The sequence below is a fragment of the Mycolicibacterium aichiense genome (assembly GCF_010726245.1).
Taxonomy (GTDB): Bacteria; Actinomycetota; Actinomycetes; order Mycobacteriales; family Mycobacteriaceae; genus Mycobacterium; species Mycobacterium aichiense.
Window position 1 is genome coordinate 5,740,285 of record NZ_AP022561.1, and the last position, 13,003, is coordinate 5,753,287.

The 13,003-nt window shown below is 66.7% G+C and carries 9 protein-coding genes; 1 reads left to right on the forward strand and 8 read right to left on the reverse strand.

Annotated elements, in window-relative coordinates:
• The first annotated feature begins 158 nt into the window (after positions 1-158).
• The gene (locus G6N32_RS27475; protein WP_232077383.1) at positions 159-4,418 is read left to right on the forward strand and encodes a Calx-beta domain-containing protein; all 4,260 of its coding nucleotides are present in this window, start codon (positions 159-161) and stop codon (positions 4,416-4,418) included.
• 32 nt (positions 4,419-4,450) lie between these two features.
• Here G6N32_RS27475 and G6N32_RS27480 read toward each other — a convergent pair whose 3' ends face one another.
• The 8 genes from G6N32_RS27480 to G6N32_RS27515 all read right to left on the reverse strand — a co-directional run bounded on the left by G6N32_RS27480 (position 4,451) and on the right by G6N32_RS27515 (position 12,900).
• On the reverse strand, positions 4,451-6,130 hold the full coding sequence (locus G6N32_RS27480) for a sulfatase-like hydrolase/transferase (protein WP_163789605.1): 1,680 nt from the start codon (positions 6,128-6,130) through the stop codon (positions 4,451-4,453).
• Positions 6,131-6,179: 49 nt separating this feature from the next.
• Entirely contained in the window at positions 6,180-7,460 is a 1,281-nt protein-coding gene (locus G6N32_RS27485) for a maltokinase N-terminal cap-like domain-containing protein (protein ID WP_115318964.1), read from the reverse strand.
• 81 nt (positions 7,461-7,541) lie between these two features.
• Positions 7,542-8,516, reverse strand: a complete 975-nt coding sequence (locus G6N32_RS27490) for an NADPH:quinone oxidoreductase family protein (protein ID WP_115318036.1) — start codon at positions 8,514-8,516, stop codon at positions 7,542-7,544.
• A 7-nt stretch (positions 8,517-8,523) separates the two neighbouring features.
• Entirely contained in the window at positions 8,524-9,009 is a 486-nt protein-coding gene (locus G6N32_RS27495) for a GreA/GreB family elongation factor (protein WP_115318035.1), read from the reverse strand.
• Between the two features lie 69 nt (positions 9,010-9,078).
• Positions 9,079-10,131 carry an ABC transporter ATP-binding protein gene (locus tag G6N32_RS27500; RefSeq protein ID WP_115318034.1) on the reverse strand — a complete coding sequence of 351 codons (1,053 nt, stop codon included), beginning with the start codon at positions 10,129-10,131 and terminating at the stop codon, positions 9,079-9,081.
• Positions 10,128-10,844: an ABC transporter permease gene (locus G6N32_RS27505; RefSeq protein ID WP_276047457.1), complete on the reverse strand. Its 717-nt coding sequence runs from the start codon at positions 10,842-10,844 to the stop codon at positions 10,128-10,130. The genes G6N32_RS27500 and G6N32_RS27505 overlap by 4 nt, the downstream gene beginning before the upstream one ends.
• A 65-nt stretch (positions 10,845-10,909) precedes the next feature.
• Positions 10,910-11,773, reverse strand: a complete 864-nt coding sequence (locus G6N32_RS27510; RefSeq protein ID WP_115318032.1) for an ABC transporter permease — start codon at positions 11,771-11,773, stop codon at positions 10,910-10,912.
• A gap of 8 nt (positions 11,774-11,781) precedes the next feature.
• Positions 11,782-12,900: an ABC transporter substrate-binding protein gene (locus tag G6N32_RS27515; RefSeq protein ID WP_115318031.1), complete on the reverse strand. Its 1,119-nt coding sequence runs from the start codon at positions 12,898-12,900 to the stop codon at positions 11,782-11,784.
• Positions 12,901-13,003: the final 103 nt, after the last annotated feature.

Here is a 13,003-nt window from a genome sequence, read left to right on the forward strand (position 1 = left end):
CGCAGGCACCGGCTGTGTCCAAGCCTTTGACGCCCCCGCCAAATTTGTCCAGGGCTTGTACACAGCAAAGATTTTTTTGACTCGAATTTCGATGAAATGCGTGACATGCGAGCACCTTTCAGCAACGCTGTGAACTCTCGTGGAGGAAGGGCAGAGCAATGAATGCTGCGGCACGCCATACCGGGGATGCAGCCCAGATCATCAACGACGGTCCGGAGCGCAGACCGCGCCAGCGCCGGCGTAGGCAACCGTACGGCTGGCTGGGCGTCGGGGCACTGAGCCTGGGCGTCGGCGCCGCCCTGACGACCGGCACGGGGCTGGCACATGCGGATACCGCCAGCGGCAGCGGTGCGTCGTCCACCGGCAGCGCGACGGGCGGCGCCTCGTCGGGCAAGTCTCCCGGCGGCCATACGGCGCGGCAGCAGACGCCCAAGCCGACCCCGGCCGACTCACCGTCGTCGGGGAGCGGGTCGTCGAAGACGGCCGGCACGCTAACTTCACGATCTACGCCGCGGCCCTCCTCCGGCAACAGATCGACGACGGATTCCCCCTCCGTGAGGGTCGGCGCAGTCGAATCAGGCAGCAACGCAGTTGCGGCCCCGGCGGCGACGCTCAGCAGCGCCGCCACGGACGTCGCCGCTCCGCCGGTCGCGGCACGAAAGCTGGCCTTCACGCCGCCGAGCCTGCTGCAGATCCCGGTCTCGCTTCCGTCACCGGCGCAGGTGCTGCGCTCGCTGGGGATAGCTCCGATGGTTCCGGCCCTGCCGGTCACTAATCCGATCAACGATCTGCTTGTCGGCTTGTACCGGCAGACGCAGTCGCTACTGGCGATGCCGCGGACCACGGGGAAGGCGGCCGCGCTCACGACGTCGGCGCCGACCGCCACCTACAGCGTGGTCTCCGACTGGGGGTCTGGTCACACCGCCAACATCACCGTCACCGCGGGCGCCACGGCCGTGAACGGCTGGACGGTCGAATTCGATTCACCCGCCCAGATCACGAACATCTGGAACGGCCAGGTCACCAGCCACGTCGGCACCCACTACGTGATCAGCAACGTGGCCTACAACGGTGCCGTCGCCGCAGGCAAGAGCACGACCTTCGGCTTCCAAGCCACCCCGGGGGCGCTCGCCTCGGCGCCGACCAACCTCAAGGTCAACGGTGTCGCCGTCAGCACGCCACCGACCACCCCCACCATCTCGATCGCCGATACGACGGTCACCGAGGGCAACAGCGGCTCGACCAACGCCACCTTCACCGTCACGCTGTCCAAGGCCGCCACCACACCAGTCACCGTCGGCTACACCACCGTGAACGGCACTGCCACCGCCGGAGCCGACTTCACCAGCACCACAGGCACTCTCACCTTCGCAGCAGGCGTGACCTCCCAGACCGTCACCGTCAAAGTCGCCGGTGACACGACCGTCGAACCCAGCGAAACCTTCACCGTCACGCTGTCCAACCCCTCCGGGGCGACCATCTCGCGCGGCACCGCCACCGGCACCATCACCAACGACGACGTCGCGTCGAACCCGGGCACCAACTCGGTCACCTACAGCGTGGCCAGTGACTGGGGTTCGGGCCACAACGCGAACATCACGGTGACCGCAGGCCAGAACCTCAATGGCTGGACGGTCGAATTCGACACTCCCGCAACAATAACCAATATCTGGAACGGCCAGATCACCAGCCACGTCGGCACCCACTACGTGATCAGCAACCTGGCCTACAACGCCACGGTCGCCGCAGGCCAAAGCACGTCGTTCGGCTACCAAGCCACCCCAGGCGCCGTCGGCTCGGCTCCGACCAACCTGAAGGTCAACGGTGTGGCCGTCAGCACCCCGCCGACCACCCCAACCCTCTCGATCTCCGATACCGCGGTCGCCGAGGGGAACAGCGGCTCGAGCAACGCCACCTTCACCGTCACGTTGTCCAAGGCCGCCACCACACCGGTCACCGTCGGCTACACCACCGCGAACGGTACTGCCACCGCCGGGGCCGACTTCACGAGCACCACAGGCACTCTCACCTTCGCACCGGGCGTGACCTCCCAGACCGTCACCGTCAAGATCACCGGTGACACGACCGTCGAACCCACCGAGACGTTCACCGTCACACTGTCCAGTCCATCGGGTGCGACGATCTCCCGCGGCACAGCCACCGGCACCATCACCAACGACGACGTCGCCACAACGCCGGGCCTCAGCATCTCCGATGCATCGGCGACGGAGCCCGGTTCCACGGGAATCGCGGCGGGGTTCCTGCACACCTCGGGCAACCAGATCCTGGACTCCCAGAACAAGCCGGTCCAGATCTCGGGCGTCAACTGGTTCGGCGCGGAGGGCACCAACGGTGTGCCGGACGGCCTGTGGACCCGCAACTACAAAGACATGATCGATCAGATGTCGGCGCAGGGCTTCAACACCATTCGCATCCCGTACTCCAGCGCGATGCTGCACAACACCGCGGCGCCGTCCGGTATCAACTACAACCTGAACCCCGACCTGCAAGGGCTGTCCCGTATGCAGGTGCTGGATCAGATCATCGCCTACGCCGGTCAGGACGGGATGCGGGTCATCCTCGACCACCACCGCAGCATCGCCGGTGCCGGAACGAGTGAGAACGGCCTCTGGTACAACAGCCAATACTCCGAAGACCAATGGGTCTCCGACTGGCAGATGCTGGCCACCCGCTACAAGGACAATCCGACTGTCATCGGTTTCGACCTTCACAACGAGCCGTACAACGGGACCTGGGGCGGCGGCGGGGCCAACGACTGGGCACGCGCGGCGGAACGCGCTGGAAACGCTGTCCTGCAGGCGAATCCGAATCTGTTAGTGTTCGTCGAAGGCGTCGGCACCTATCAAGGCCAAAGCTATTGGTGGGGCGGCAACCTGATGGGCGTGAAGGACCGCCCGATCGTACTCACCGTGCCCAACCGGGTCGTCTACTCACCGCACGACTATCCGAACTCCGTGTACGCCCAACCGTGGTTCCAGACCGCCAACTTCGGCGCCAACCTGCCCAGCGTCTTCCGCAAAGCCTGGGGCTACATCTACGAGGACAACATCGCGCCTATCTATGTCGGCGAGTTCGGCACCAAACTCACCGATCCCAAGGACGTCGTCTGGTTCGAGGCGCTGACGTCCTACCTGTCCGGCGATTTCGACAACAACGGCACGGTCGACATCGCGGCCGGGACCGAGGACATGAGTTGGACGTACTGGTCGTGGAACCCCAATTCCGGTGATACCGGCGGCATCCTGGCCGACGACTGGAAGACGATCAATCAGAACAAGATGGCCTACCTGACGCCCATCGAGTTCTCCGGAGGAAGTGGCACATCGGTGGCGTCGTTCGTGGTGACGTTGGCCGCGCCGTCCACTCAGAAGGTGACGGTGCAGTACGCGACATCGAACGGCACCGCGACCGCGGGCCTCGACTACCTCAGCGTCACGGGCACAGTCACTTTCGCGCCGGGCGAGACCCAGAAGATCATCACGGTCCCGGTGAAGAGCGACTCCCTGACGGAAAACAGCGAGACGTTCACCGTCATGTTGTCGAATCCTTCCGGGGCGACACTCACCGACGCGACCGGGCTGGGAACGATCCTCGATCGACCGGTGGGTACCTCCACCGGCGGCGGCACGCAGACGCCGCCAACCGACCCCGGGATGCCGATGCCCGATCCCCCCGCGAGCGGCCAGTACACCGACATCATGTCGTTCGGTATGTTCCACGGCAGCAGCCACACCGGTATGGACGGGCTCGCGGGCGGCCGGACGGCCATCACCACCGAGGCGCTGGTCGCCTACAACGACCAGCGCAAGTTCGCCGGCCTGGGCACGGTGGCCCTCGAGGATGTCGGCAATTGGGCGTTCGCCAACAAGCTGACCAACAACGCGCAGGCCTGGAACCAGGATCTGCAGGGCGTCGGACTGTACTACGCGATGCAGGGCGCGAAAGTGGGCTGGATCGCCGACGACAAATACACCCCGCAGATCGTGGCGGACATCGAACGGACAGCGCGACTCGGCTCCGCAGCCGATGTGATGGCCATGGTGGCGCAGTACGGCCACGCCGGCTTCGCCGAGTACCTGATGACCACCGGTGGTCAGACAGCCTTCATCGACACCCTGAAAATGGAGCCGCATTACGGCGGGTGGATGCACGATCGGGCGAACGGCCGCCTCGTCCTGGAGGGTTCCGCGACCGCCCACGACGTCAATCATTTGACCGTTCTCAGCCACGATCAAATGCAACCGTTCATGAACGACACCTGGGACTGGCCGCAATGGCCCGCACTGGACGTCTCCCGCAAGCGGGTGATCGAGTACTTCCAGAGCATGGTGGCGCTCGGCGACCCGCTCGGCAACAACCTCACCGCACTCGACGGTTCGGTGCCGGTGTCGCTCTGAATACCCCCGGATCGCTGCCGCCCGTGGACCTCCTACGCCCCGCGGGCGGCGGCGACCTGCTGCAGGTTGGCCAGCCCCAATTCCTGTGCCGCGTGTAGCGCGCGCGGCAGCGGCGCCTGCACTTCGGGAATGACCTCGTTGTCCAGCAATGCCTGCAGCGCAGCCTGTTTGGCGTTATGGCCGGCCTGGTTGTCGATCTCGCGCAGGCCCTCCGGGGTGGCGTAGTCGTACAACTCGTGATCGATCGGGCGCGATGCGTCGATCTGCATCCCGCCGGGCCGCCAGTACGCATAGCTGCCGAACTTGGCGTCGCGCGTACGGACCGCGACGAGGTGGCTCGGGGCGGTAGTCGGAATGTGTGTCGGATTGTCGTTGACGCCCAGCATCTTTCGCACCCGGTCGGAGCTCATCAGGGCGGCCATCTCCTCGACCGATACGTCGTCGGTGACGTGTGCTATCCAGGGCCGGCCGGGCGCCGTGGCATCGGCGGCGATGGCGGCCAGGTCGGCACGGCGCGCCAGATGCTCGCATCCGGGGTCGGTCCGCCAGCTGTTGCCGCCATCGGCGATGGTCAGCAGCAGCGGCGCCAGGTCGACGCTGGAGGTCAACTGGTCCCGCGTCGCACCGGGCCGCGGGGTGAGCCGGCCGGACGGGTCACGAAGGTAGAGGGGCACCCTGATGCCCTCTTCGTACATGCTCGCACCCTTGCCGCGCATGCCGTGCGACCCGGCGTATTCGCCGTGGTCGGACGTGAACACGACGATCGTGTTGCGATCGATGTCGGGACGCGAGGCCAAAGTCTCTGTCACACGCCCGATCTGGGCATCAACCTGCTGATGGAGCCACAGGTACATGTCCAGGCCGCGCGCCCACTGCCTGGTGACGTCGGGACCCGTATAGGGCAACGCGCCGGTGAGAAGCGGGCTCATGAAGTCGATGTAGTCCAGTTGCAGCTGCGGCTTGTTGCGGCGACGGATGTCCTCAGGTGTTTCGAAATTGGCGGGCAGGTCGGTGAAGACCCGCGGAACATCCTCGGGCAGTGGGCTTCTCGGCCACCACATGATGTCGTGTGGGTTCACCAGCGACACCGTCGTACACCACGGCCCGTCGGCCGCGTGCTCGTCGAACCACTCGACGAACTGGTCGGTGATGTGGGGATCCTGGTGCAGGCCCTGGCTTGGCCCGCCATTCGGGGACGGGTAGGTACCGCCGGAGAAGCCGTGGGCGTCCAGACCGTCGGGAGTGTTGTCCGCCTCGGCACCCAAGTGCCACTTGCCCCACCACCAGGTGCGGTAGCCGCGGTCACGCAGCAGCGTGCCCCAGGTCGGAAACTGCGGCGCCAGCGTGGACTCGGTGGCTCCGTCCCCGGTGAACAGACAACCGGTTTGGTGCGAATACAGGCCCGTGGTCATCGTCCCGCGGGCCGGTGTGCACATGTTCGACGCGGTGTAGTGACGTTCGAAGGACACGCTGGCCCGGCGTAGCGCGCTCAGATGGGGCAGACGGGCGTCCAACGCGGCGGGGTCGGGAAACCACTGCGGGGTGCGCATCTGGTCGACGATGACGACCAGAATGTTGGGCTTGCCGTCGGCGGGGATGCCGGTTCGCCCGCGCTGCGCCCGGGTGAGCAATTCGACACCGCCGAGCCCGGCCGCGGCGGCTCCGACTGCGGCCGCCGTCCCCAACGCTGTCCTGCGCGTGACTGCCATCAGCCCAACTTACTAGCCGATCTAAGAACTGGCTTCGGTTCGCGCCGGCGGCTCAGCCGACCAGGCGGGCGATCGAACGCATCGGGATGTTCAGCCAGTTGGGCCGGTACCGGGCCTCGTAACCGGCCTCGTAGACCGCCTTGTCCAACTCGTAGGCGGCCAGCACCGCCGCATGATCGCGCGGGTCGGTACCGGCTTCGGCGGCGTACCCGTCGCAGAACGACGCGCAGTTGCGGTCCACCCAGTCCTTCACCCGGGCCGCCAGCTCCGGGTCCGGGGTCCGATCCACCAGCTGCTGATACGCCGCATACTCGAACGACCGCAGCATGCCCGCGACGTCGCGCATGGCCGAGTCGGGCCTGCGCCGCTCCTCCACCGGCTGGCCCGGCTCACCCTCGAAGTCGATCAACAGCCAACCATCGGCGGTGCGCAGCACCTGACCCAGATGCAGATCGCCGTGGACGCGCTGAACGACGACCGGCTCCTCGGCGACCTTGGCGTAGCGCTCCTCGATCGCGGCCCGATACTCGGCCAGTTCCGGCACGGCCGACGCGGCCGCAGCCAGCCGCTGGCGCATCACGTCGACGGGCAGCAGGTCGGTCGACGTCCCCAACTCCGCAGCGAGCGTCGCGTGGACCGACGCCACCGCGTTGCCCAACCGGTAGGCCTCATCCGAAAAGCCGTCGCCGGCGCCGGCGCCGTCGACCGTCAGCGCGCGGGTGCTCGCGGTGGCCATGTCCCAGCCCTCAGTCGAATTCGCGGCGAAAGCCGTCACCATCCCCAGCGGGCAGGGCTGGCCGTCCATGGTGGTGTCGAACGAGCCCAGCAGACGGGCCACGTGCCGGTTCTTGGCCCGGCCCAACACCCGGTTCAGCTCGATATCGGGGTTGATTCCGGCAGCGACCCGGCGGAACAACTTGAATATCGCCTGGTCGGCGAACACCACGCTGGTGTTGCTCTGCTCGGCCGTCGACACCCGCGGGGTGACCTCGAGCGGCAGAGTCACGCCGGGCTCTTTGGTGAAGGTGACGTCGCCGATCGTGGTGCCGGAGTCCATCAGTGACAGCAGGAACTGGGCCGACGACGGATCATGCAGGCCGTCGAAGGCGCCGTCGGCGATGATCGCGCCGACATTCGTTGGTGGAGTCGAATCCCATTGCACCACAACCTGATACCGCTCGGCAGGACCGGTGGTGTAGGTGACGTCGACCAGCATCAGATCGAGGTGTGGCCGCAACGGCACCACATCGACGGTGTCAGCCGATACCAGGGTTCGGGTGCGACCGGCGTACCACCGCTGGGTCGGCAGCCACTCGGTCCAGGGCAGGGTCACCGGTGAGCTCATTGCTTCTCCTCGGACGGGCGCATCTAGGTTTCACTACCCGCCGCCGCGTGAGCCGAACCGTCGCCCAGGTCAGTCCCTGACGCGGACCACGACCTTGCCTTTGGCGGTGCGATTCTCCAGCGAGGAGACCGCCGCGGCAGCCTGCTCCAGCGGATACACCTCCGGCTGCGGCGCGGCCAGTGCGCCGGAGATCAGCAACTCAGCCAAACCGTCCCACTGCTCGGTCAGCGCTCCGGGATGCGTCATGGTCCAGGCACCCCAGCCGACCCCGACGACGTCGATGTTGTTGAGCAGCAGCCGATTCACCTTGACGGTGGGAATCTCGCCCCCGGTGAATCCGACCACCAGCAACCGCCCGGCCGGCGCCAGCGAGCGCAGCGAGTCGGTGAACCGGTCGCCACCCACCGGGTCCATCACGATGTCGACACCCTTGCCGCCGGTCAGCTCGGCGACCGCGTCCTTGAACCCGTCGGCCAGCACCACGTCGGTGGCGCCGGCCGCCCTGGCCACGTCCGCCTTGTCCTCGGTGCTGACCACCGCGATCACCCGGCTGGCGCCCAGCGCGGGCGCGAGCCGCAGTGTGGAGGTGCCGATGCCGCCGGCCGCGCCGTGAACCAGCACCGACTCGCCCTTGGCCAGCCTGCCGCGCACGGTCAGAGCGAAATACACGGTCAGGTCGTTGAACAGCAGACCGGCGCCGGCTTCGAAGCTGACGTTGTCCGGCAGCGGGAACACCCGGTCCGGTGTCAGCACGACGGTCTCGGCCATCGCACCGGTGATCATCGTCAGACCGACGACCCGGTCACCGGCTTTCACCGGAGCGTCGGCAGGGGCGGACCGCACGACACCCGCGACCTCAGCTCCCAGGGTGAAGGGCAGTTCCGGCTTGTACTGGTAGAGCCCGCGGGTGAGCAGGGCGTCCGGGAAGGCCACCCCGGCGGCGTGGACGTCGACCAGGATCGCGCCCTCATCGGTCGGCTCGTCGATCTCGACCAGTTGCACCGACTCGGGACCGGCCAGTTCGGTCACCCGTATCGCCCGCATCACACCTCTATCGCTCGTTCGGAATATCGATGGCCAGCAGCTCCACCTGCAGCTCGCCCCGTGGCGTCGAGTAGGTGACGGTCTCACCGGCACGCCGCCCGAACAACGCTAGACCGAGCGGGCTGTCGGAGGTCAGCGTGGTGTCCTCTTCACCGGCCGGCGTCTCCTCCAGGAAGTGGATGATCCGCATGCGCACCGGTTCGTCACCCGGGAAACGCACGGTCACCTCTGTGCCGTTGGGCAGTTGCCCTGGGGCGTCCGCGTTCCCCCCGGCGAGCAGCCAGGTCAACCGGTTGATCTGCTCGTCGATGCCGGCCAGATCCTCCGACCGTTGCAACGCGTCGGCGGCATCGCCGCGGTCACCCACGGTGTCGGCGTCGCCCTGCAGTTCGGCACGCATCTGATCTCGGCGGCTGCGCAGCTCCGCAAGTTCCTCCTCGATCCGGTCGCGTTCCTGCGCGGCGAAATTCGGCGTTCTCTCATCCTGACCCATGACCGACAACGTACCTGCGTGCCTGCCTCGGAGATGCTGTGTTCGGGGACTTTTCGTCCGGCGCGCGGTCTAGCCGGCCGCCGGGATCACCAGCACCTCGGATTGCTCGACGCGGGCAGCGACACGATCGCCCTGGGTCAACCCGGCGGCATGGGCACTCGAGCTCTGGGCGACCAGCCGGGTGCCGTCGTCAAAGGTGCAGTGGATCAACGAGATCGGGCCCAGGAATGACACCGAGGCGACGGCGGCCGGGCCGTCGGGGGCGGCGTCGATTCGCACCGACTCCGGTCGCACCAGCGCGACGCCGGCGCCCGCGGCCACCGAGCCGGTCGCCGCGGGCAGCGTGGTCCCCAGCAGGTGGACCCGCCCGTCGACGACCTGGACGTCGACCTTGTTGTTCAAGCCGACGAACTCGGCGACGAACGGGGTGGCCGGATGGGCGTACACGTCGGCGGGCGCGGCGATCTGCTCCAGCCGGCCCTGGTTCATGACGCCGACCCGATCGGCGACGGCCAGCGCTTCTTCCTGGTCGTGGGTGACGAACAGCGTCGTCGTGCCGACTTCGAGTTGTACCCGCCGGATTTCGTCGCGCAACTGCGCGCGCACCTTTGCATCGAGGGCCGACAACGGCTCGTCGAGCAGCAGCACCCGGGGCTGGATGGCCAGGGCACGCGCCAGCGCGACCCGCTGCTGCTGTCCGCCGGAGAGCTGGCTGGCGTACTTCTGCTTGTGTTCGGACAAGCCCACCAGATCAAGCATGTCGGCGGCCCTGGCGGTCCGGTCGGCTTTGTTCTTCCCGCGCAGCTTGAGCCCGAACGCGACGTTGTCGAGAACGGTCAGATGCGGAAAGAGGCTGTAAGCCTGAAACACCATGCCCATGTCCCGCTTGTTGGGCGGCACACCGGTGATGTCGTCACCGCCGACGGCGACCCGACCCGCGGTCGGCTCGTCCAACCCGGCCAGGATCCGCAGCGCGGTGGTCTTGCCGCATCCCGACGGACCGAGTAGGGCGACCATCTCACCCGGCTCCAAGTGCAGTGTCAGTCCGTCGAGCGCGTGGACGGTCCCGTTGTAAACCCTTGTCACATCCGTGAAATCGACGGCAACACCGTTTCCGGTCATCGGCTTCCTTTCCCGCCGACGACGCCGGCGTGCCGGTGACGGCGGGTCACCAGCGAGAGGATCAGCAGCAGAACGAACCCGAACACCAGTGTCGCCAGCGACGCCGCCACCGAGGTCGGCCCGTCGCTCTTGCCGATCGCGACGATCACCACCTGCAGGTTCTGGTATCCGCTCAACGACGCGATGGTGTACTCGCCCAGCACCACGGCGATGGAGATGAAGGCGGCCGACAGGATGCCCGACCAGATGTTGGGTACCACCACCCGCAGGATCGTGGTGGTCCAGCCCGCGCCGAGGGAACGTGCCGCTTCGGCAAGGGTTTTCAGGTCGATCGACGACAGGGCGCCGTCGAGGGATCGATACGCGAACGGCAACACGAGGATCACGTAGACGAACGTCAGCGTCAGCGCCGACTCTCCGAGGAGGTAGACCACCCACAGGTAGACGTTGCGCAGTCCCACCACGATCACCAGCGCGGGGATGGTCAAGGGCAGCAGGCACAGGAACTCGATCAGCCGTTTGCCCCACGGTGCGCGCAGGCGCACCCAGATCATCGTCGGCACCAGGATCACCAGCATCAGCCCGACGGTGAACACCGCCAGCAGAAGCGACACGATGATCGCCTGATACAGCATCTCGTTCTGTATCAGGTTCTTCCACGCCTGAAGCGTGCGTCCCCCGTGGATCAGGTTGCGGGTACTGAAATCCGCCATCGCATACAGCGGGAACAGGAAGAACACCCCGAACAGTGTCAGCAGCACCGCCCGCCCGACCCGATTCACTGCAGCCACCTCGACGTGCGGCGCACCAGCAGGTTGTAGGCGACCATGACCACGGCGACCACGACCACCATCTCGAGCGCCAGCGCGTAGGCGAACCCGGATTGTCCGAGCACCACCTCCGACGTCAGGGCCGAGCGGATGAGCAGCGGCAGGATCGGGCTGCCCTGACTGACCAGCGCCGCGGCGGTGGCGTAGGCGGCAAAAGCGTTGGCGAACAACAACAACGCGGATCCGAGGAACGCCGGCGTCAGCAGCGGAAAGCCCACCTCGCGCCAGTACGCCCACCGGGAGGCGCCCAGGCTGACCGCCGCCTCGCGCCACTCCGCTCGTAAGCCCTCCAGCGCCGGGGTGAAGACGATCACCATCAGCGGGATCTGGAAATAGGTGTAGACCAGGATCAGGCCGCGCAGCGAATACAGCCAGCCGTCGCCGGCCAGGTTGAGCCCGAACCGGTCGAACACCCAGACGGTCAGCACGCCGTTGAGGCCGATCGTCGCCAGGAAGGCGAATGCCAATGCCACGCCGCCGAATTGGGCGAGCACGCTGCACAGCGACAGCACCACCCGGCGCATCGGTGACGTCGGCGAACTGGTGACCACCAGCCACGCCAGCACCGCACCCAGAACCGCCCCGATCGCGGCCGTGACCGTCGAGAGCAGCACGCTCTTACCGAGCGCGGCCAGCGCGGTGCCGGAGAACAGCAATCCGATTCGCTGTAGCGAGAACACCCCGTCCAAGTAGAACGCGGACACGATCACCGTCACCGTCGGGATGATCAAGAAGACCGTCACGAACACTCCGAACGGCACCAACGGAAGTGCTTGCCGGAGAAGCTGGGCCGGCGACTGATGGCGGAGCACGCGACGCGTCAGCCCATCGCTTTGGCCCAGTTGTCGGCCAGGTATCGGGTCGCGGCGTCGGTCTGAGCCTGGGTCAGGATGACGGGCTTACCGCTGATCGGTGGCAGCTTCTCGTAGGCGGCGGTGTCGATGGTGCCGGCCTTGACCATCGCATCGGCCCGCACCGGTCGAGCACCGCCGGCCAAGTACAGATTCTGGCCTTCGTCGCTGAACAGGAACTCCTGCCATAACCGTGCGGCCGCCGGATGCGGTGCGTCTTTGTTGATCGCCTGGAAGTAATACCCGCCCAGTACCGCGTCCTGCGGCACGAACACCTTCCAGCTGGGCAGCTTCTTGGTTTCCGCGGCGTTCAGGTAGTCCCAGTCGATGACGATGGGCGTCTGACCGGACTCGATGGTCGCCGGCGTCGGGTCGACGGGCAGGAAGTTGCCCGCCTGCTTGAGCTTGGCGAAGAAGTCGACGCCGGGCGCGACATCATCGGCCGAACCACCCTGGGACAGGGCGACCATCGCCACACCGGAGAAGGCCGCGCCGGCCTGGGTCGGGTCACCGTTGAGTGCCACTTTGCCCTTGTAGTCCGGCTTCAACAGATCGTTGACGGAGCTGAGGTCGGGAACCTTGGCGGAGTCGTAACCGATCGACATGTACCCGCCGTAGTCGTTGACCAGCGAGCCGTCCGCCGCCTTCATGTCGGTCGGGATGCTGTCGAAGGTCGCGACCTTGTACGGCGCGAACATCGCCTTATTGGCCAGTGCCACCGACTGACCGAGGTCGAAGACGTCCGGTGCGGTGCTGCGGCCCTTCTGCTGATTGGCGGCGTTGATCTCGTCCTGGCTGGCCGCGTCGGGCTGAGCCGAGTTCACCTTGATGCCGTACTTGTCGCCGAACGCCTTGATGATGGCGCCATAGTTGGCCCAGTCCGGCGGCAGGGCGATCACGTTGAGCTCGCCCTCCTTCTTGGCCGCCGAGATCAGCCCGTCCATGCCGCCGAAGTCGGCCATCGACGTGGCTTGACCTGCCGCGGCGCCGTTGCCATCGCCGCCGCTCTTCTTCTCCGGTGGTGCGCAGGCGGCACCGGCGACCACGACAGCGGCCGCGACAACAGCGATCAGACGTACGTTCCTCATGACCGAACCTTCTTATGTCTTCGAAGCGATGCGGTGGCGCCGCGGCGTACGCGGTGTTTCGCGACGGTGAACGGGATCGTCACGACGGTTGTGACATTACCTG

Excerpts from the sequence above, each read along its gene's own strand:
- G6N32_RS27490 (WP_115318036.1), bottom strand. The coding sequence starts at position 8,516 with ATGCGGGCGATACGGGTGACCGAACTGGCCGGTCCCGAGTCGGTGCAA.
- G6N32_RS27475 (WP_232077383.1), top strand. The coding sequence starts at position 159 with ATGAATGCTGCGGCACGCCATACCGGGGATGCAGCCCAGATCATCAAC.
- G6N32_RS27495 (WP_115318035.1), bottom strand. The coding sequence starts at position 9,009 with ATGGGTCAGGATGAGAGAACGCCGAATTTCGCCGCGCAGGAACGCGAC.
- G6N32_RS27500 (WP_115318034.1), bottom strand. The coding sequence starts at position 10,131 with ATGACCGGAAACGGTGTTGCCGTCGATTTCACGGATGTGACAAGGGTT.
- G6N32_RS27515 (WP_115318031.1), bottom strand. The coding sequence starts at position 12,900 with ATGAGGAACGTACGTCTGATCGCTGTTGTCGCGGCCGCTGTCGTGGTC.
- G6N32_RS27505 (WP_276047457.1), bottom strand. The coding sequence starts at position 10,844 with ATGGCGGATTTCAGTACCCGCAACCTGATCCACGGGGGACGCACGCTT.